General features: G+C 63.9%; 22 protein-coding genes. 9 read left to right on the top strand and 13 right to left on the bottom strand.

The features are described from left to right. Positions 1-46: 46 nt before the first annotated feature. From rsmD to ACN6NG_RS28265, 3 genes are read right to left on the bottom strand one after another with little or no spacing between them, the layout of a single operon-like run. Complete coding sequence (gene rsmD / locus ACN6NG_RS28275; RefSeq protein WP_019473221.1) at positions 47-649, bottom strand: 16S rRNA (guanine(966)-N(2))-methyltransferase RsmD; 603 nt, start codon at positions 647-649, stop codon at positions 47-49. After that, a complete protein-coding gene (locus ACN6NG_RS28270; protein WP_474317329.1) occupies positions 649-2,139 on the bottom strand; it encodes a M16 family metallopeptidase in 1,491 nt (496 codons plus the stop codon). Before ACN6NG_RS28270 ends, rsmD begins: the two co-directional genes overlap by 1 nt. Continuing rightward, positions 2,132-3,487, bottom strand: a complete 1,356-nt coding sequence (locus ACN6NG_RS28265; RefSeq protein ID WP_049276522.1) for a M16 family metallopeptidase — start codon at positions 3,485-3,487, stop codon at positions 2,132-2,134. Before ACN6NG_RS28265 ends, ACN6NG_RS28270 begins: the two co-directional genes overlap by 8 nt. A 231-nt stretch (positions 3,488-3,718) precedes the next feature. Between ACN6NG_RS28265 and ftsY the strand changes: the two genes are divergently transcribed. From ftsY to rpoH, 4 genes are all read left to right on the top strand, one after another. Next, a complete protein-coding gene (gene ftsY / locus ACN6NG_RS28260; protein ID WP_063423293.1) occupies positions 3,719-5,302 on the top strand; it encodes a signal recognition particle-docking protein FtsY in 1,584 nt (527 codons plus the stop codon). A 2-nt stretch (positions 5,303-5,304) separates the two neighbouring features. Continuing rightward, the gene (gene ftsE / locus ACN6NG_RS28255) at positions 5,305-5,976 is read left to right on the top strand and encodes a cell division ATP-binding protein FtsE (protein ID WP_012274659.1); all 672 of its coding nucleotides are present in this window, start codon (positions 5,305-5,307) and stop codon (positions 5,974-5,976) included. Then, complete coding sequence (gene ftsX / locus ACN6NG_RS28250) at positions 5,973-6,998, top strand: permease-like cell division protein FtsX (protein WP_019473971.1); 1,026 nt, start codon at positions 5,973-5,975, stop codon at positions 6,996-6,998. Before ftsE ends, ftsX begins: the two co-directional genes overlap by 4 nt. Before the next feature lie 111 nt (positions 6,999-7,109). Next, complete coding sequence (gene rpoH, locus ACN6NG_RS28245) at positions 7,110-7,964, top strand: RNA polymerase sigma factor RpoH (protein ID WP_003249083.1); 855 nt, start codon at positions 7,110-7,112, stop codon at positions 7,962-7,964. A gap of 176 nt (positions 7,965-8,140) precedes the next feature. Here rpoH and mtgA read toward each other — a convergent pair whose 3' ends face one another. Next, positions 8,141-8,851: a monofunctional biosynthetic peptidoglycan transglycosylase gene (gene mtgA, locus ACN6NG_RS28240; protein WP_063423436.1), complete on the bottom strand. Its 711-nt coding sequence runs from the start codon at positions 8,849-8,851 to the stop codon at positions 8,141-8,143. A gap of 64 nt (positions 8,852-8,915) precedes the next feature. Between mtgA and ACN6NG_RS28235 the strand changes: the two genes are divergently transcribed. The 4 genes from ACN6NG_RS28235 (at position 8,916) to trmB (ending at position 11,189) form a co-directional block, all read left to right on the top strand. Further along, a complete protein-coding gene (locus ACN6NG_RS28235) occupies positions 8,916-9,287 on the top strand; it encodes a DUF423 domain-containing protein (RefSeq protein WP_016502068.1) in 372 nt (123 codons plus the stop codon). A gap of 102 nt (positions 9,288-9,389) precedes the next feature. After that, on the top strand, positions 9,390-9,590 hold the full coding sequence (gene thiS, locus ACN6NG_RS28230) for a sulfur carrier protein ThiS (RefSeq protein WP_033692437.1): 201 nt from the start codon (positions 9,390-9,392) through the stop codon (positions 9,588-9,590). Between the two features lie 54 nt (positions 9,591-9,644). After that, positions 9,645-10,457, top strand: coding sequence for a thiazole synthase (locus ACN6NG_RS28225; RefSeq protein ID WP_016489647.1), 813 nt, complete (start codon positions 9,645-9,647; stop codon positions 10,455-10,457). Positions 10,458-10,466: 9 nt separating this feature from the next. Further along, entirely contained in the window at positions 10,467-11,189 is a 723-nt protein-coding gene (gene trmB / locus ACN6NG_RS28220) for a tRNA (guanosine(46)-N7)-methyltransferase TrmB (protein ID WP_004575478.1), read from the top strand. A gap of 622 nt (positions 11,190-11,811) precedes the next feature. Here the strand turns inward: trmB and ACN6NG_RS28215 are convergent. The 9 genes from ACN6NG_RS28215 to ACN6NG_RS28175 form a co-directional block, all read right to left on the bottom strand. Beyond that, positions 11,812-12,138 carry a DUF3392 family protein gene (locus ACN6NG_RS28215; protein ID WP_086978608.1) on the bottom strand — a complete coding sequence of 109 codons (327 nt, stop codon included), beginning with the start codon at positions 12,136-12,138 and terminating at the stop codon, positions 11,812-11,814. A gap of 9 nt (positions 12,139-12,147) precedes the next feature. Beyond that, complete coding sequence (gene hemW, locus ACN6NG_RS28210; protein WP_474317321.1) at positions 12,148-13,323, bottom strand: radical SAM family heme chaperone HemW; 1,176 nt, start codon at positions 13,321-13,323, stop codon at positions 12,148-12,150. Then, complete coding sequence (gene rdgB / locus ACN6NG_RS28205; RefSeq protein ID WP_353456619.1) at positions 13,320-13,916, bottom strand: RdgB/HAM1 family non-canonical purine NTP pyrophosphatase; 597 nt, start codon at positions 13,914-13,916, stop codon at positions 13,320-13,322. The genes hemW and rdgB overlap by 4 nt, the downstream gene beginning before the upstream one ends. Then, positions 13,913-14,347: a DUF4426 domain-containing protein gene (locus ACN6NG_RS28200; RefSeq protein WP_063423296.1), complete on the bottom strand. Its 435-nt coding sequence runs from the start codon at positions 14,345-14,347 to the stop codon at positions 13,913-13,915. Before ACN6NG_RS28200 ends, rdgB begins: the two co-directional genes overlap by 4 nt. Positions 14,348-14,369: 22 nt before the next feature. Further along, a complete protein-coding gene (gene metW / locus ACN6NG_RS28195) occupies positions 14,370-14,990 on the bottom strand; it encodes a methionine biosynthesis protein MetW (protein WP_016502060.1) in 621 nt (206 codons plus the stop codon). A 7-nt stretch (positions 14,991-14,997) separates the two neighbouring features. After that, entirely contained in the window at positions 14,998-16,137 is a 1,140-nt protein-coding gene (gene metX, locus ACN6NG_RS28190; protein ID WP_016502059.1) for a homoserine O-succinyltransferase MetX, read from the bottom strand. A gap of 88 nt (positions 16,138-16,225) precedes the next feature. Next, on the bottom strand, positions 16,226-16,816 hold the full coding sequence (locus ACN6NG_RS28185) for a YggT family protein (RefSeq protein WP_474317317.1): 591 nt from the start codon (positions 16,814-16,816) through the stop codon (positions 16,226-16,228). Positions 16,817-16,826: 10 nt separating this feature from the next. Continuing rightward, complete coding sequence (gene proC / locus ACN6NG_RS28180) at positions 16,827-17,645, bottom strand: pyrroline-5-carboxylate reductase (protein WP_474317314.1); 819 nt, start codon at positions 17,643-17,645, stop codon at positions 16,827-16,829. A 38-nt stretch (positions 17,646-17,683) separates the two neighbouring features. Continuing rightward, positions 17,684-18,370, bottom strand: coding sequence for a YggS family pyridoxal phosphate-dependent enzyme (locus ACN6NG_RS28175; protein ID WP_063423297.1), 687 nt, complete (start codon positions 18,368-18,370; stop codon positions 17,684-17,686). Between the two features lie 65 nt (positions 18,371-18,435). On the opposite strand from ACN6NG_RS28175, the gene ACN6NG_RS28170 reads away from it, so the two are divergent. Beyond that, complete coding sequence (locus ACN6NG_RS28170; protein ID WP_353456620.1) at positions 18,436-19,434, top strand: type IV pilus twitching motility protein PilT; 999 nt, start codon at positions 18,436-18,438, stop codon at positions 19,432-19,434. Positions 19,435-19,501 lie beyond the last annotated feature (67 nt).

Genomic DNA, 19,501 nt, shown 5'->3' with positions numbered 1-19,501 from the left:
GCGGCGGCAGTGCGGTAACTAAGTAAGCCAAACCCGGTTTACCGGGTCATCCTCGCTGCCAGAGCGCGTAATGTACTTGGCCGGTTTTCTTCTCGCGGTGCAGGCGCCAGTTGCCGGGCATTGGCAGCGTTGACGGCGCCGCTTCGCTTTCGGTGTAGATCAGCGCCTGTTCGCCCAGCCACTGGTTCTGCTCCAGCAGGTTGCAGGTATTGGCCAGTAGGTCCTGGTGGAACGGCGGGTCGAGGAACACCACGTCGAACTGTTGCTTGGCCGGGCCTTGCAAGTAGCGCAGGGCATCGGTTTGCAGGATTTGCCCGCGCGGGCAACGCAGGATCTCGAGGTTGTTCTTCAGGTTGCCGATCGCCGCCGGGTTGCTGTCCAGGGCCACGGCATCCTTGGCGCCGCGAGACAGGGCTTCGAGCACCAGGGCACCGCTGCCGGTGAAGGCATCCAGCACGCGGGCACCCTCGATGTGCGGCGCCAGCCAGTTGAACAGGGTTTCGCGCACGCGGTCAGGCGTTGGCCGCAGGCCTTCGCCTTCCGGTACCGCCAGGCGGCGGCTACGCCACTCGCCGGCGATGATGCGCAGGTGGCCCTGGCCCTTGCTTTGGCCCGATTGCGGGCGGGCGGGAGGGGTGGATCTTGGCATTAGTGCTCCGGTACCCCGAGCGCTTGCTCGGAGGGCTTGTCAGTGGGTGCTGGCAGCGGTTTTTGTGGCACTTTCGGGCCTACGGTGACGATCACCAGTTTATCGGCTGACAGGTGTTTGTTCATGGCCGCCTTGACCTGCTCGACGGTGAGGGCCTGGGACTGCTGCATGAAGTCCTCCAGCCAGGTCAGTGGCAGATTGTAGAAGCCGATTGCGTCCAACTGGCCGACGATGCTGGCGTTGCTGGCATTGGACAGCGGGAAGCTGCCGGCCAGTTCGCGCTTGGCATCGTCCAGCTCTTGCTGGGTGGGGCCTGTCGTGAGGTAGTCGGCAAGAATGTCCTGCACCAGCTTGAGCGTGCCTTCACTGAGCTCGGCACGGGTCTGCAGGTTGATCATGAACGGGCCGCGCACCTGCATGGGGCTGAACACCGAGTACACGCCGTAGGTCAGGCCACGCTTTTCACGCACTTCGCTCATCAGCCGGGTACCGAAGGCGCCACCACCGAGGATCTGGTTACCCAGCGACAAGGCTGGCCAATCCGGGTCCTGGCGGTCGATACCAAGCTCAGCCAGCATGAGGTGGGTCTGTTTGGACGGGAAGTCGATGTGGGTCAGGCCGGCCTTGGCTTCGCTGGGCTGGGCTGGCGCGGCAAGCGCCGGGCCCTTGGGCAGGCCCGCCGAAACCTGGGCGGCAATGGCTTCGGCTTCGGCACGGCTGAGGTCGCCGACCAGGGCGATTACTGCGTTGCCGCCGGTATAAGCCTTGGCGTGGAAGGCGCGCAGTTGTGCCAGGGTAATGCCGTTGATGGTTTCTGCGGTGCCATCGCTTGGGTGGGCGTAGGGGTGGTCGCCATAGAGGTTGCCGAACAGCGCTTTGCCCGCGATTTTGCCGGGGTTCTGCTTCTCGTATTCGAAACCGGCCAGCATCTGGTTCTTGATGCGCTTGAGGGCGTCCTCGGGGAAGGTCGGCTTGCCGGCCACTTCGGTGAACAGCTTGAGCGCAGGTTCGCGCTTGTCCTTGATGCTGAGGCTGCGCAGCGACGCCACGGCCATGTCACGGTAGGAGCCGTTGCCAAAGTCTGCGCCCAGGCCTTCGAAACCTTCGGCGATGGCGGTGACGTCCTTGCCGGCCACACCCTCGTTGAGCATGGCGTTGGTCAGCGCCGCTACGCCGGGGGTTCCGGCGTCCTGGCTGCTGCCGGCGGCAAAGGTGACGCGCAGGTCGAACATCGGCAGTTCGCGGGCTTCCACGAACAGCACACGGGCGCCCTCAGCGGTGCTCCAGTGCTGGATGTTCAGCTGGCGCCGGCTGGGTGCCTTGCCATCCAGCTCGGCCAGCGACTGCAAGGTGTTGGCCGGGCGGGCGGCGCTGGTGTCCGCCTTGGTGGCGTTGTCGGCCATGGCCGGGGCGGCCAGCACTGCCGCCAGCGCCAGGGCGCGGATGCCCGTGGCCAGCAAGGTTGGGCGCGGTGCGCGACGATCACTCATGAGCGGACTCCTCGGGCAGTACATGGGCAACGCTCAGGCGTTCGCGGGTGAAGTAGGTGCGCGCGGCGTCCTGGATGTCCTGCGGGGTGACGCGCTTGAGCTCGTCCAGCTCGCTGTCGATCAGTTTCCAGGACAGGCCGACGGTTTCCAGCTGGCCGATGGTGGTGGCCTGGCTGCTGATGGAGTCGCGGTCGTAGACCAGGCCGGCAATGACCTGGGCGCGTACGCGTTCGAGCTCTTCGGCGCTGGGCGGGGTGGTCTTGAGTTCTTCAAGCAACTGCCAGATGCCTTTCTCCACATCGTCGAGGGTTTTCTGCTTTTGCACGTTCGGCGTGGCCGAGATCAGGAACAGGCTGTCGCCGCGGGTGAAGGCGTTGTAGCTGGACGAGGCGCCAGCCACCAACTCCTGGCCACGCTCCAGGCGTGCCGGCATACGGGCGCTGTAGCCGCCGTCGAGCAGTGCCGAGATCAGGCGCAGGGCATGCACGGTGCGCGGATCCTTGGCGGTGGGCAGGCCGGGCACGTTGAAGCCATAGATCAGGCTGGGCAGCTGGGTGCGTACGTGCAGGGTCAGCTGGCGCTGGCCAGGTTCGGCCAGCTCCAGTGGCAGCTTGGCCGGCGGTACGGCGCGCTTTGGAATGCTGCCGAAGTACTTCTGCGCCAGGCCCTTGACCTCGTCGGCGGTGACATCGCCGACCACCACCAGGGTGGCATTGTTGGGGGCGTACCAGGACTCGTACCAGTGGCGCAGTTCTTCGACCTTCATGCGCTCCAGGTCCGCCATCCAGCCGATGGTCGGCGTGTGGTAGCCGCTGGCCGGGTAGGCCATGGCGCGGAACAGCTCGAACGCCTTGGAGTTGGGCTGATCGTCGGTGCGCAGGCGGCGTTCTTCCTTGATTACCTCGATTTCGCGGCTGAACTCGTCGGCCGGCAGGCGCAGGCTGGCCAGGCGGTCGGCCTCCAGCTCCAGGGCGACCGGCAGACGGTCGCGGGCCAGTACCTGGTAATAGGCGGTGTAGTCGTCGCTGGTGAAGGCGTTTTCTTCGGCACCCAGGTCACGCAGGATGCGCGAAGCTTCGCCGGGGCCGACCTTGGCGCTGCCCTTGAACATCATGTGTTCCAGCGCATGGGACAAACCGGTCTGGCCCGGGGTTTCATAGCTGGAGCCGACCTTGTACCAGATCTGCGAGACCACCACCGGGGCGCGATGGTCTTCGCGCACGACCACCTTCAGGCCATTGTCGAGGATGAATTCGTGGGTGGGTTGCACATCGGCGGCGAAAGCCGCGAGCGGCAGGCAGAGCGTGCCGAGCAACAGGCCAGCGGCGCGGCGGGCTAGAGCATTCATAAGGTGTTTAACCTGTTCGGCGGCCCGCTGGGTTTAGCGTCGGCGGGCCAGGAGGTGCTAGGATACTGATCCGGTTGCCTGGCGACCATGCCTGTCGCCGTTCTGGCCCGCAGGACACTAAGACAAAACGTTGCGCATGAACCAGCAGGCTTCAAGATAGTCTGTTCTGCGTAGAGAGAATTCCCGATGGGCCATTGCTGGCTCATCGCTACCCTGAGATAGCCGTCCTCCATGTTTGGTTCCAACGACGACAAGAAAGCGCCGGCCGAGGCTGGCGAGAAGAAAGGCCTGTTCAGCTGGTTTCGCAAGAAGCCGCAGCAACCTGTCGCCGAACAGCCACAAGCCCCCGAGCCCCAGGCTGCAGAGCCGGTAGCGCCGCCATCCGCCGTCGAGCAGCCTGAAGCTGCTCCGGTCGAACCGGTGGTTGCTGAAGCACCCGCAACTGCAACTGAGGTTCCTCGGGCTGCTGAGCCAGCACCTGCCCCGGTGGTTGCCCCAGTCCTTGAGCCAGCACCTGCCCCGGTGGCCGCCCCAGTCCTTGAGCCGGCACCTGCCCTGGTGGTTGCCCCGGTCCCTGAGCCTGCACCTGCCCCAGTGGTTACCCCAGCTTCGGAGCCTGCCCCGGCCCTTGTGGGAGCGGGCGTGCCCGCGAATGCGGAGCCTGCCGCCCCGCAGCTCGAAACCCCTGCGGCAGTAGCAGCCCCGGCCATTCAAGCCGTCGAACCCCCGATCAGCAACCTGGTACTGCCCGTTGCCGAGGAGCCCGTCGCTCTCGTCCCTGATCTTGAGCCAAAAGCCCCGCCAGCGATCCCCGAGCGTCCGGTAGCAGAGCCCGTGCAACCAGAGCCCGAGCCTGTGTCTGCCGTCGCAACCGTTACCGAACAAGCCAAACCCGGCTTCTTCGCCCGCCTCAAGCAGGGCCTGTCGAAGACCAGCGCCAGCATCGGCGAGGGCATGGCCAGCCTGTTCCTCGGCAAGAAGGTCATCGACGACGACCTGCTCGACGAAATCGAGACGCGCCTGCTGACCGCCGACGTCGGTGTGGAAGCCACCTCGGCCATCGTCCAGAACCTGACCCAGAAGGTTGCCCGCAAGCAGCTGGCCGACGCCGATGCGCTTTACAAGTCGCTGCAGGAAGAGCTGGCCGCGCTGTTGCGCCCGGTCGAGCAACCGCTGAAAGTGCAGGCGCAGAACAAACCCTATGTGATCCTGGTGGTTGGCGTGAACGGCGCCGGCAAGACCACCACCATCGGCAAGCTGGCGAAAAAGCTGCAGCTGGAAGGCAAGAAAGTCATGCTGGCTGCCGGTGACACCTTCCGTGCCGCCGCTGTCGAGCAGCTGCAGGTGTGGGGCGAGCGTAACCAGATTCCGGTGATCGCCCAGCACACCGGCGCCGACTCCGCGTCGGTGATCTTCGACGCCGTGCAGGCCGCCAAGGCCCGTGGCGCCGATGTGCTGATCGCCGACACTGCCGGCCGCCTGCACACCAAAGACAACCTGATGGAAGAGCTGAAGAAGGTCCGTCGGGTGATCGGCAAGCTCGACGCCGATGCGCCACACGAGGTGCTGCTGGTACTCGACGCCGGCACTGGCCAGAACGCCATCAGCCAGGCCAAGTACTTCAACCAGAGCGTCGAACTGACCGGCCTGGCCCTGACCAAGCTGGACGGCACTGCCAAAGGCGGGGTGATCTTCGCCTTGGCCAAGCAGTTCAACATCCCGATCCGCTTCATCGGTGTTGGTGAAGGCATCGACGACCTGCGTACCTTCGAAGCCGAGCCGTTCGTCAAGGCTCTGTTCGCCGAGCGAGACTGACCATGATCCGATTCGAACAGGTTGCCAAGCGCTATCCCAATGGTCATGTGGGTTTGCATGAGCTGAGTTTCCGGGCGCGCCGGGGCGAATTCCTGTTCGTCACCGGCCATTCGGGCGCCGGCAAGAGCACCTTGCTGCGCTTGTTGCTGGCCATGGAACGCCCGACCAGCGGCAAGCTCATGCTGGCCGGTCAGGACCTGGGCCAGATCAGCAACGCGCAGATCCCGTTCCTGCGTCGGCAGATCGGCGTGGTGTTCCAGAACCACCAGCTGTTGTTCGACCGCACGGTGTTCAACAACATCGCCTTGCCACTGCAGATTCTCGGCTTGTCCAAGGCCGAGATCGCCAAGCGCGTGGATTCGGCGCTGGAGCGTGTGTCGCTGTCCGACAAGGGCGAACTGTTCCCGGCCGACCTGTCCACCGGGCAGCAGCAGCGGGTGGGTATCGCCCGCGCCATCGTGCACCAGCCGGCCCTGCTGCTGGCCGACGAACCCACCGGTAACCTCGACCCGCGCCTGGCAGCAGAGATCATGGGCGTGTTCGAGGACATCAACCGCCTGGGCACCACGGTATTGATCGCCAGCCATGACCTGGCACTGATTGCGCGCATGCGCCACCGTATGCTGACCTTGCAGCGCGGCCGCTTGATCGGCGATGGGGAGGCCGGGCAATGAGCACTATACGTACGCCAAAGGTTTCCGAGCGGGTTGCGCCAAAGCCGGCCGACCCGCAACCGGAGAAGAAAAAGCGCGGCGAGGACGATGACGGCCCGGATTTCCGCACACTGCTGCATGCCTGGCTGGAAAGCCACCGTGCCAGCATGGCCGACAGCCTGCGTCGTCTGGGCAAGCAGCCGATCGGCAGCTTTTTCACCTGCCTGGTAATGGCGGTGGCGCTGAGCATGCCCATGGGCCTGTCGTTGCTGCTGAAGAACGTCGAGCAGCTGGGCGGTTCGTGGCAGCGCGCTGCGCAGATTTCGCTGTACCTCAAGCTCGATGCCGGCAGCCGCGATGGTGAAGCGCTGCGCGACGAGATCAAGGGCATGCCCGGGGTGGCGGACGCGCAATTTGTCAGCCGCGAGCAGGCGCTGGAGGAATTCCAGCAGCAGTCCGGGCTGGGCGAGGCCCTGCGCGAACTGCCCGACAACCCACTGCCTGGCGTGGTGGTAGTGACACCGACCGAGGTCGACAAGCCCGCCCTGGATGCCTTGCGTCAACGCCTGTCGGAGCTGCCGCGGGTGGAAGTGGCGCAACTTGACCTGGTGTGGGTCGAGCGCCTGGCGGCCATCCTCAAACTCGGTGACCGCTTCGTCTTCGGCCTGGCCGTGATGCTGATTTCTGCCCTGCTGTTAGTAATCGGTAACACAATTCGTCTACACATTGAAAACCGCCGTGTCGAGATCGAAGTGATCAAGCTGGTAGGCGGCACTGACGCCTACGTGCGCCGGCCTTTCCTGTACATGGGCGCCTTGTATGGCCTGGGTGCGGGGCTGCTGGCGTGGGGTATCCTGGCGTTTGGCCTGAACTGGCTCAACGACGCGGTTGTAGGGCTTTCCGGGCTGTACGGCAGTGACTTCGCTTTGGGCGGGGTGCCGGCGTCCGATGGTCTGTCGCTCTTGATCGGAGCGGTGCTGTTGGGGTATATCGGTGCATGGATTGCCGTCGCTCGTCATCTGAACGAGCTGGCGCCGCGATAGTTTTTACGTGCCAGCATTGACATTTTGTTCACTACGGAACTTGTACCGTCGTTCCAGGTCTATGTTGGCAGCGCCCACAAGGCGCGAGTTTTGTAAGTCGGAGGTTCTTGAATGACCACATCGTTGCAACCTGCCTATGCCCTGGTACCCGGTGCAAACCTGGAAGCCTATGTGCACACGGTCAACAGCATCCCGCTGCTGACGGTCGAGCAGGAGCGTGATCTGGGCGAGCGTCTCTATTATGAGCAGGATGTCGAGGCCGCTCGTCAAATGGTGATGGCCCACCTGCGTTTCGTCGTACACATCGCCCGTAGCTATGCAGGCTACGGTCTGGCACAGGCTGACCTGATCCAGGAAGGCAACGTCGGCCTGATGAAGGCCGTCAAGCGCTTCAACCCGGAAATGGGCGTGCGCCTGGTGTCGTTCGCCGTGCACTGGATCAAGGCAGAGATCCACGAGTTCATCCTGCGCAACTGGCGCATCGTCAAGGTGGCCACCACCAAGGCCCAGCGCAAGCTGTTCTTCAACCTGCGTAGCCAGAAGAAGCGCTTGGCGTGGCTGAACAACGACGAAGTGCACCGCGTGGCAGAAAGCCTTGGCGTCGAACCGCGTGAAGTGCGTGAGATGGAAAGCCGCCTGAGTGGCCAGGACATGGCCTTCGACCCGGCAGCGGAAGCTGACGACGACAGCGCCTTCCAGTCGCCTGCGCATTACCTGGAAGACCACCGTTACGACCCGGCGGTGCAGTTGGAGGATGCCGACTGGAGCGATAACTCCACCAGCAACCTGCACGAAGCGCTGCAAGGGCTGGATGAACGTAGCCGCGATATTCTCTACCAGCGCTGGTTGGCGGAAGAGAAGGCCACGTTGCATGAGCTGGCCGACAAGTACAGCGTATCGGCTGAGCGGATTCGCCAGCTGGAGAAAAATGCGATGAACAAGGTCAAGGCATTGATCGCTGCCTGATCGAGCCTGGCTGCAAACAAAGCCGCTTGCCTGGATAAGGTGAGCGGCTTTTTTTTGCCGGTGAGATGCGGCCGCTTTGCGGCCCATCGCGACACAAGGCCGCTCCTACACGGGGCCGCGGTCGCCTGTGGGAGCGGCCTTGTGTCGCGATGGGCTGCGCAGCAGCCCCAAAAAGCTCAAAGCTTGCGCGAAGTATCGAGCTGCATCAGGTAGCTGGGCCCGCCCAACTGGCTCATCTGCCGGCGAATCCACCCCGCCCGGCTAGCCACATAGGCGCTCGGCCGGCTGGCACTCCACTTGATCGGGCTTGGCAGCACCGCGGCCAGTTGTGCGGCCTGCTGGCGGCTGAGCCGGCTGGCATCGACACCAAAGTGATAACGCGCCGCCGCCTGGGCACCAAACACGCCCTTGCCCCATTCGGCACTGTTCAGGTAAACCTCGAGAATGCGCTCTTTCGACCAGAACAGCTCGATCAGCGCGGTGAACCAGGCCTCCAGCCCTTTACGGAACCAGCTGCGCCCGGACCACAGGAACAGGTTCTTGGCCACTTGCTGGGTCAGGGTGCTGGCACCGCGCACACTGCCGCCACGCTCGTTGTAGGCCAGTGCGGCCTGGATAGCCGGGATGTCGAACCCCCAGTGGCTGGCGAACTTCTGGTCCTCGCCCGCGATAACGGCAACCTTCAGCTCATCGGAGATGTTCTCCCACGGCTCCCAGTCGCGCTGCAGGTCGATGGATTCTCCATTCACCCAAGACTGCACCTTGCGCTCCACCATCAGGGCCGTGCCGGGCGGTGGCACCCAGCGGAACACCAGTACCAGCACAATGCTGCCGGCAGCGAACCAGAGCAGGGCACGGGAAAGGCGGCGGAGAAGGGTTGGCAGCATGTCGATGGCTTGGCCGTACGGGTGGAAGGGGCCATTATACAGACCCGATACAAGGAGTCGTCCCATGCTTCGCAGCTTCCTGATGCTTGCCGCCTTTTTCGGCTTTACCGGGGTCGCCCTGGGTGCCTTCGCTGCCCACGGCCTGAAAAGCCGGTTGACGGCAGACTACCTGGCGATCTTCCACACGGGCGTGACCTACCAGCTGGTGCATGCCTTGGCGATCTTCGGTGTCGCCGTGCTCTCGGTGCACCTGCCCGGGCGCCTGGTCGGCTGGGCTGGCGGCCTGTTTGCCTTAGGCATCGTGCTGTTCTCCGGCAGCCTGTACCTGCTGACCCTCAGCGGCCTGGGCAAGCTGGGCATCATCACGCCGATCGGCGGCCTGTGCTTCCTGGCCGGCTGGCTGTGCCTGGGCCTGGCAGCCTGGCGGCTGGGCTGACCGAGTGGTCCACAATCGCGACTAATGGCGTGCACCGGCCTTGGGTTGCAGGTGGGTTCGGCGCTAGAATGCGGGCCCCAAAGAACAATGGTGGCCGTGCGCATGCGCATTCAACTGAACGGTGAACCTTACGAACTGCCTGCTGGCGAAAGCGTTGCAGCCCTGCTGACGCGCCTGGAGCTGACCGGGCGCCGTGTGGCAGTAGAGCTGAACCTGGACATCGTGCCGCGTAGCCAGCACGACAGCACGCTGCTGAACGACGGCGACCAGGTCGAAGTGGTCCACGCCATCGGTGGTGGCTGACAGCAGCCCGGCGGTTTACAAGCAAGCCCAGCAACCTATTCCCGAGGAACAACGATGAGCAACGTTCGTAGCGACAAGCCCTTCACCCTGGCCGGGCGTACTTTCCAGTCGCGCCTGCTGGTCGGCACCGGCAAGTACCGTGACATGGAAGAAACCCGCCTGGCCACCGAGGCCTCGGGTGCCGAAATCGTCACCGTCGCCGTACGCCGCACCAACCTGGGTCAGAATGCGGGCGAGCCGAACCTGCTCGACGTACTGTCGCCCGACAAGTACACCATCCTGCCGAACACCGCAGGCTGCTTTGACGCGGTTGAAGCGGTGCGCACCTGCCGTCTGGCTCGTGAACTGCTGGACGGGCGCAAGTCGCACGAATCCCGCACGCTGGTGAAACTGGAAGTGCTGGCCGACCAGAAAACCCTGTTCCCCAACGTGATCGAAACCCTCAAGGCCGCCGAAGTGCTGGTCAAGGAAGGTTTCGACGTGATGGTGTACACCAGCGACGACCCGATCATCGCCCGTCAGCTGGCTGAAGCCGGCTGCATCGCGGTCATGCCGCTGGCTGGCCTGATTGGCACCGGCCTGGGTATCTGCAACCCCTACAATCTGCAGATCATCCTGGAAGAGTCCAAGGTGCCGGTGCTGGTCGATGCCGGTGTGGGTACCGCTTCCGACGCCACCATCGCCATGGAAATGGGCTGCGAGGCGGTGCTGATGAACTCGGCCATCGCCCACGCTCAGCAGCCGGTGCTGATGGCCGAAGCCATGAAGCACGCCATTGTCGCCGGTCGCATGGCCTACCTGGCCGGGCGTATGCCGAAGAAACTCTATGCCAGCGCCTCTTCGCCGCTGGATGGTCTGATCAAGTAAGAGCTCCTGATGACTGAATCGCACGATACGCCGATCACCCCCGACGGCGAAGCCCGCCCACACCGCCGCATCAAGAGCTTCGTGATGCGCGCCGGGCGCATGACCGAAGGCCAGCAACGCGGCCTGGACCAGGGCGGCCCGCTGTACATCCTGCCGCTGGCTGACAGCCCGGTGGACTACGACCAGGTGTTCGGCCGTTCGGCGCCGCGTACCCTGGAGATCGGCTTCGGCATGGGCCATTCCCTGCTGGAAATGGCGGCTGCCGCGCCTGAACAGGACTTTATCGGTGTAGAAGTGCACCGCCCGGGTGTTGGCGCGCTGCTCAACGGTGTTCTGACCCAGGGCCTGAAGAACCTGCGGGTGTACGACTGCGATGCCATCGAAGTGCTGAACCGCTGTGTGGCGGACAACAGCCTCGACCGCCTGATGCTGTTCTTCCCAGACCCTTGGCACAAGGCGCGTCACCACAAGCGCCGCATCGTCCAGCTGGAGTTTGCCGAGCTGGTACGTCGCAAGCTCAAGCCCGGTGGCGTGTTCCACATGGCCACCGACTGGGAGCCGTATGCCGAGTACATGCTGGAAGTGATGAGCGCCGCCCCGGGCTATCGCAACCGTGCAGCCGACGGCACCTACGTGCCACGCCCCGAAGAGCGCCCGATCACCAAGTTCGAACGCCGCGGCGAGCGGCTGGGGCATGGGGTGTGGGACTTGAAGTTCGAGAAGGTGGATTGATCGGCTGGGTAAGCCTTTCGATGTGCTGAGGTCTGCTGAAACTGCAGACAAAAAAACCGCTCTGAGAAGAGCGGTTTTTTGTGAGCGGTAGGACTGAGTATCCGTCGCTCAGGTCTTCACTGAAAACTCACACGGTCCACGGATCATAGGAAGGCTTGGATGCCGCGTCAATGCCCGGAAATCTTTAGCATCACGTGTGTCGGAGTGGTTAACAGTCTTGATCGGAGAATGCGAGTACCATCGCGCTGCTCCCGTTTAAGGGTATTCAGTGATGGGCCGGGTAGGAGAAGAATTCTGCTTTCGGCCCCTTCGACGCGGCTTGAGAACCGTGCCGGTGATGCTTTTCGAAGGGCCATTGACCTGGCCACTTCACTGAAGACTTACACGGTTTTCGAAGGCATCGAAGTGCCGGTTAGATGCTGGAAGATTGGCCCGCCAACACGGAGGCCAAGGCATATGAAGCGTTTGCTTGATGCGCTGAGCCGCGTCTGGAAGCTCATTCGGATCTTGATTGTGCTCAAGACCGTTCGGGACTTCATGCGTGACCACTTCGATGATGCCCGTTAAGGGCTAGTCAGGTGGTAGGGCTGCCCTGGTTTCCCGGGGCAGCTTTTTGCAACCCTTACCCTCGGCGATCAGCCACCACACCAATCAACACCAGCACCACCAGCAACACCGGCGCCAGCGCGTAGTTGTTGAACTGGCCCAGCCCCTTCACCACCCACGGCGTGGCGTAGATCAGTGCCGCACCGCTGCCGATCATCACCATCAGTGCCATGAACGGCACCCGCAGTGCACCCGCCAGGCCACCCAGGCGTTGTTCGGCCCAGGCTTTCACATCGCTGCCGAACAGCACCAGCAGGCAGCCTACCAAGGCCAGTGAAATCTCCGACAGGTTGCCGCGGCTCCAGCGGGAAACCGTCGCGAGTAGATCAAGTACCAGATCCATGGGTCATCCTTAGGTCAAGAAATACTGCAGCAGGTCGTTGAGGAACAACTGGCCCCTTGGCGTGGCTACCAGTCGATCCGGTTCGACCTGTAAAAGGCCTTTTTGTTCGGCGGCGCGGCGTGCCTCGCGCAGTTGTGCAAGCGGCAAACCAGTGCGCTGGGTGAACAGTTCGGCTTCCACGCCATCGGTCAGGCGCAAGGCGTTCATCAGGAACTCGAACGGCAGTTCGTCGACCGGCAGCAGCTTTTCGCCGGCCTTGAACGGCTTGGCCAGGTTCAGGTAGTCCTTGGGCAGGCGGGTTTTCCAGGTGCGCAGGATGCGGCCGTCGGCGAAGGTCAGCTTGCCGTGTGCACCGGCACCAATGCCGATGAAGTCGCCAAAGCGCCAGTAGTTGAGGTTGTGCCGCGCGGCGCGGTCCGCCTGGGCATAGGCCGAAACCTCATACTGGCGGAACCCGTGCTCGGCCATCAGTGCCTGGCCCGCCTCCTGGATGTCCCAGAGGATGTCGTCCTCGGGCAGCTCTGGCGGCTGGTTCCAGAACACCGTGTTCGGTTCCACGGTCAGCTGGTACCACGACAGGTGCGTCGGCCCCAGGTCGATGGCCTGGCGCAGGTCACCCAGCGCGTCATCCAGCGACTGGTCGGGCAGGCCGTGCATCAGGTCCATGTTGAAATTGTCGAAGCCGGCAGCACGCGCCATGCCGGCAGCACGGACCGCTTCGTCGCCATTGTGGATGCGTCCCAGCGCCTCCAGCTTGGCTGGCTGGAAGCTCTGTACGCCGATGGACAGGCGGTTGATGCCGGTTTGCCGGTAGGCCTTGAACTTGTCCTGCTCGAAGGTACCCGGGTTGGCCTCCAGGGTGATTTCGATGTCTGGCGCGAACGGGATGCGTTGTTCCACGCCGCGCAGCAGCCGCCCCAGGGCGTTGGCACTGAACAGGCTGGGCGTACCGCCACCAAAGAAGATCGAGCTGATCGGGCGGCCCTGTACGGCGGCCAGCTCCTGGTCGAGGTCGTCCAGCAGGGCCGTGACGTAGGCGTCTTCCGGCAGTTCAGGCCCGGCAGCGTGGGAGTTGAAGTCGCAGTATGGGCATTTGCGTACGCACCACGGGATGTGGATGTACAGCGCCAGCGGCGGCAGGCTGGTAAAGGCTGCCGCGCCGGGAGAGGACAGCATTTCGATCATGCCAGGCCCAGACGTTGGCGCAGCAGGGCCATGGCACGGGCGCGGTGGCTGAGCTGGTTTTTATCTGCCGGGGCCAGGTCGGCGCTGGAGCAGTTGCGCTCCGGTACCCAGAACAGCGGGTCGTAGCCGAAACCGTGCTCGCCGCTGGCTTCGAACAGGATGCTGCCGTGCCACAGGCCTTCGCACAGGATCGGCAACGGGTCGTCGGCATGGCGCACCAGCGCCAGGACGCAGACGAACTGCGCGCCGCGCTCGCCTTCGGGCACGTCTTTCAGGGCCTCGAGCAGCTTGGCGTTGTTCGCTGCGTCACCCTTGCCGTCGGCATAGCGTGCCGAGTAGATACCCGGCGCACCACCGAGGAAGTCCACGGCCAGGCCAGAATCGTCGGCCAGGGCCGGCAGGCCGGAAATGCGCGCGGCGTTGCGTGCCTTGAGGATGGCGTTCTCGACAAACGACAGGCCGGTTTCTTCCGGCTCGACCTGGCTGAACTCGCCAATCGAGCGCAGCTGCACGGACTGGCCGAGCATGGCCTGGAGTTCCTTGAGTTTGCCGGCGTTATGGCTGGCCAATACGAGTTGCTGGAAATTCATCATTCGCCTGGGAACACTTCCTGGTTGAAGCTGAGGGAGTTACTGATGCCGCCTGTTTCGATGTTCAGGTCGAAGGTGACGGTTTCTGGCTGGTCGATCTTGAACTGGGCGATGTAGTACACCGCGCCCTGTTCGGTAACCTGCTTGAAGGACAGCGGGCTGCTGCGCCCGGTCAGGTCCTTGACCGTGCCGCTGACCACCGCCATGGCAGGTTTGTCGGCCTTGAGCACGGCAATGTTGAGCACGCCCTGGTTCTTGCTGCGTACCAGGCCGGTGGCTGCGGCCACCTCGGGTGTCAGCATGCTCGACGTGAATGCGCTGTAATGCACCGTCACGTTGCCAAACACTTCCTTGCGCTCGGGCCGGGCGGCATCGGCAGCCAGTACTGGCAATGCCAGGCACAGGCTGATCAGGAACAGGGCTAGGCGACGCATGGGGCAATTCCTCCGGTGGGCGTCAGACAGCGAGCTGGTGCTCTGGCAGGCCCGGGCTGCTGACGCGGTAGATGCCGATCTCACCTAGAAGATTAGGCCAAAGCCGGCCACCCCACCCGTTGCGGTGCAAGTGGTCGACGGCCAGGCGGTCAAGCACCTTGGCCCTGCGTTCGTGCACCAGCTCCTCGAAGTCGGCGAAGGTGCAGAAGTGGATGTTCGGCGTGTTGTACCAGGTATACGGCATGAAGTCCGATACCGGCATGCGGCCTTTGGTCGCCAGGTACCAGCGGCAGCGCCAGTGGCCGAAGTTGGGGAAGGTGATGATGCACTGGCGGCCCACGCGCAGCATCTCGTCGAGGATGCGGTCGGGGTACTCCACGGCCTGCAGGGCCTGGGTCATGATCACTACGTCGAAACTGTTGCTGGCGAAGTTGCCCAGGCCCTTGTCCAGGTCCTGCTCGATGACGTTGACGCCCTTGGCCACGCAGGCGGCGATGTTGTCGGCGTCGATCTCCAGGCCATAGCCGGTGACCTGCTTGCGGTCACGCAGCGAGGCCAGCAGTTCGCCGCTGCCGCAGCCCAGGTCGAGTACCCGGCTGCCGGCGGGGATCCAGTCGTGGATGATTTCCAGATCGGCTCTCATGCTGTCCTCAGATGGCAATGCGGTTCATGTAGTTCGAGAAACCCTGCATGTAGCGAGGCGTGGGGATAAGGAAGGCATCGTGCCCGTAAGGCGATTCGATCTCCAGGTAGCAGACGTTCTTGCGCGCAGCCATCAGCGCGTCGACGATCTCGCGCGAACGGGCCGGCGAGAAGCGCCAGTCGGTGGTGAACGACATGATGCAGTATTGCGCCTTCACGTGGGCCAGGGTGGCGGCCAGGTCGCCGCCCTGGGCTGCGGCCGGGTCGAAGTAGTCCAGCGCCTTGGTCATCAGCAAATAGGTGTTGGCATCGAAACGGCCAGAAAACTCCTCGCCCTGGTAGCGCAGGTAGCTTTCGACCTGGAACTCGACGCTGTGGAAGTCGTAGTTGAGCTTGTCGCTTTTCAGCTCACGGCCAAATTTTTCACCCATCGAGTCGTCGGACAGGTAGGTGATGTGGCCGACCATGCGTGCAAGCATCAGGCCGCGCTTGGGAATGACGCCTTGGTCCTGGAACGAACCCCCATGGAATTCGGGGTCGGTGAGGATGGCCTGGCGAGCCACTTCGTTGAAGGCGATGTTCTGCGCCGACAGCTTGGGTGCCGAGGCGATGTCGACGCAGTGGCGCACACGCTCCGGGTAGCTGATGGTCCATTGCAGTGCCTGCATGCCGCCCAGGCTGCCGCCGACGACAGCGGCCCATTGCTGGATGCCCAGGCGCTCGCCCAGGCGCACCTGGCTGTGTACCCAGTCCTCCACGGTCAATACCGGGAAGTCGGCGCCGTAAGGCTTGCCCGTGGCCGGGTTGACGCTGCTGGGGCCGGTGCTGCCGTTGCAGCCGCCGAGGTTGTTAAGGCTGACCACGAAGAAGCGGTTGGTGTCGATCGGCTTGCCAGGGCCAATGCAGCTGTCCCACCAGCCCGGTTTGCGGTCGGTGGCGGCATGGTAGCCGGCGGCATGGTGGTGGCCGGACAGGGCATGGCAGATCAGCACGGCGTTGCTCGCGCTGGCGTTCAGGGTGCCATAGGTCTCGTAGACCAGCTCGTAACTGGCCAGGGAGCGGCCACAAGCCAGTGCCAGCGGTTCATCGAACCGGGCGGTTTGCGGTACTACCAGACCGACGGAATCTTCGGGAAAGACAGTGGACATCGACCCTGCTCACGCTTGACGGAGGCGTAAGTCTAAAGAGCGCTACCCCCAGCGGCAAGCAAAGGCTTGCCGCTGGAAGCAACCAGGGTCAGATCATGCGCCACAGTTCTTGTGGCATGCCCGCGTAGGCGGCCAGCGGGGGCATGACGAACGACTGGATCACCTGGATCGCCAGGAAGGCGAAGATCGGCGAGATGTCCATGCCGCCCAGGTTGGGCACGATGCGGCGGAACGGTGCGAGCACCGGTTCGCTGATCTGGTAGGCCAGTTCGGCTGCCGGGTTGTGGCTGTTGGGGGCGACCCACGAGACGATCACCATGACGATCATCGCCACCCAGAAGATCTTCAGGAACAGCGAAGTGATACCAATGATCGCCCACATCAGCAGGTGCAGGACATCACCGAAGGTGCCGTAGGTGACCATCAGCACGAAGCCCATCAGCAGGGCCTGGATGATGACCGCCAGCAGCAGCGACGAGGTGTCCAGCCCACCGACGCTGGGGATGATCCGGCGGATTGGCTTGAGCAGCGGCTGCGTGGCGCGCACTGCGAACTGGCACAGCGGGTTATAGAAGTTGGCTTTGACCAGTTGCAGGACAAAACGCAGCAGGACGATCACCAGGTAGAGGCTGACCAGGGTTTGCACCACGAAGATCGCGGCGCCGGACAGTGCATTCATCTGAAGCTCCTTATTTGCCCAGTTGTTCGGCCAGTTCGGCGGAGCGCGTAGCCGCAGCCTGCAGCGCCTGCTCGACGATGGCTTCGAAGCCGCTGGCCTGGAACGACTTGATCGCAGCTTCGGTGGTGCCGGCGGGCGAGGTGACGCGGCGGCGCAGCTCGGCGGCATCGACATCGCTGGCAACCGCCATGCGGGCAGCACCAAGGGCGGTCTGCAAGGTCAGCTGGGAAGCGGTTTCACGTGGCAGGCCGAGCTTTTCGCCAGCTGCGGTCATGGCCTCGATCAGCAGGAAGAAGTACGCAGGGCCGCTGCCGGATACTGCGGTCACGGCGTCCAGTTGTTGTTCCTGATCCAGCCACAGGGCTGTGCCCACGGCCGACAGCAGTTGTTCGGCCTGCTGGCGCTGCTCGTCCGACACTTCAGCAGTGGCATACAGGCCGCTTACGCCCTGGCGCAGCAGCGCAGGGGTATTGGGCATGCAGCGCACCACCGGGCGAGCGCCCAGCCAGCTTTGCAGGCTGGCGCAGGTGATGCCGGCGGCGATGGAAACGATCAGCTGGCCATCCTGCAGGTTGGGTTGCAGCGCCTGGCACACGGCTTTCATGACTTGCGGCTTGACCGCCAGCACGATCACGTCGGCGCCGTCGATGGCCTGGGCGTTGTTCTCGAACGTTTCGATGCCGTGCTCGGCCTGGATGCGGGTGCGGGTCTCGGCGCCCGGGTCGCTGGCGCGGATCTGCGAGGCGTCCAGGCCCTGGGCACGCAAACCACCGATCAGGCTGGCGGCCATGTTGCCGGCGCCGATAAAGGCAATACGTGTCTTGCTCATGTCAGGTCCTTGTGGGGAAGAGTGAGTAAAGCATGGAGTCAGTTTTGGCCGTAGTCGCGGGCACCGAACAGGGCGGTGCCGATGCGTACCCAGGTCGCACCCTGTGCGATAGCCGCTTCCAGGTCGTGGCTCATGCCCATGGACAGGGTGTCCAGGCCAAGGCCCAGGCTTTCCTGCAACTGGCGCAAGCGGGCGAAGGAAGCTTCCTGGGCGGCGCGGTCGTCGGTGGGCTCGGGGATTGCCATCAACCCCCGCAAGCGCAGGTTGGGCAGCCCGGCCACGGCCTTGGCCAGGGCCGGAAGGTCTGCGGGGGCGCAGCCAGACTTGCTGTCTTCGCCGCTCACGTTCACTTGCAGGCAGAGGTTCAGTGGCGCCAGGCCGGCAGGGCGCTGCTCGGACAGGCGTTGGGCAATTTTCAGGCGGTCCACGGAATGCACCCAGTCGAAATGCTCGGCGATGGCTTTGGTCTTGTTCGACTGAATGGGGCCGATGAAGTGCCAGATCAAGGGCAGGTCGCTTAGCGCCTGCTGCTTTGTCAGCGCTTCCTGTAGGTAGTTTTCCCCGACATCGCGCACGCCAGCGGCGTGGATTTCGCGAATGGCGCTGGCGGGCTTGGTCTTGCTCACGGCCAGCAACTGGACGCTGGCCGGATCGCGCCCGGCAGCCTGGGCAGCGCTGGCGATGCGGGCGGAAATAGCGGAAAGGTTGTCTGCTAGGGTGGACATGGACGGATGCCGGCGGCTAGAGGGTCTGCGGCATTCTACCTACTTGAAGGCCTTTGGGGAGTCTCATGGATGTGACCGACCTGTTGGCCCGGGCCATGGATGCGGGGGCTTCGGACCTGCACCTGGCGGCGGGCCAGATCCCGATGCTGCGCATTGAGGGTGACTTGCAACGCATGAATTTGCCGGCTCTGGTGCCGGCAGACCTGGCCGAAGGCATGGCGCCCTTGCTGGCTGAACACCAACGGCGGCAATGGGCCCAGGGCGATGAGCTGGACCTGGCGCTGGAGTTGCCTGCGCTTGGCCGCTTTCGGCTGAACCTGTTTCGCCAACTGAACGGCGCTGGGGCTACCTTTCGGCTGATCCCGGGGCGGATCGCCACGCTGGATGAGCTCGACCTGGGGGATGTGTATCAAGCTGTTGCGCAATGCACTGATGGCCTGATTCTGGTCGGTGGGCCTACCGGCAGTGGCAAGTCCAGCACCCTGGCGACGTTGATCGACCAGCTGAACCGCGAACGGGCGCTGCACATCATCACCCTCGAAGACCCGGTCGAAGTTATCCACAGCAGCCAGCGCAGCCTGATCAACCAGCGTGAGATTGGCCGCCATAGCGGCGGCTTCGCCCAAGGGCTGCGCAGTGCGCTGCGCCAGGACCCGGATGTGATCATGATCGGTGAGCTACGTGACCTGGAAAGCGTTCGCCTGGCCTTGCGCGCAGCCGAGACCGGGCACCTGGTGCTGGCGACCGTGCATACGCGATCGGCGGCCAGCAGCGTTGACCGGTTGGTGGAGGTGTTTGCTGCCGAGGAAAAGCCCTTGGTGCGGGCAATGTTGGCCGAGTCGTTGCGCCTGGTGGTGGCGCAGGTACTGGTCAGGCGTGTGGGCGGTGGGCGGGTGGCGGCGCGGGAAGTGCTGGTGGCGACGCCGGCGGTGCGCAACCTGGTGCGGGAGGGGCGAATGGCGCAGTTGTGTTCGGTGATGCAGGGCGGGGCGGCGCAGGGGATGCGGACGATGGAGGGGGCGATGCGGGAGTTGAAGCAGAGGGGTTTTATCGGGGATCTCTAGTGCTTGTTCGGCCCTATCGCCGGCAAGCCAGCTCCCACAGGTTCACCACAATTCTCGAAAGTTGTGG

Source organism: Pseudomonas sp. TSO6 (genome assembly GCF_056098905.1).
Note: the sequence above shows the minus strand (reverse complement) of the source record. Positions and strands in the feature narration are given on the sequence as shown.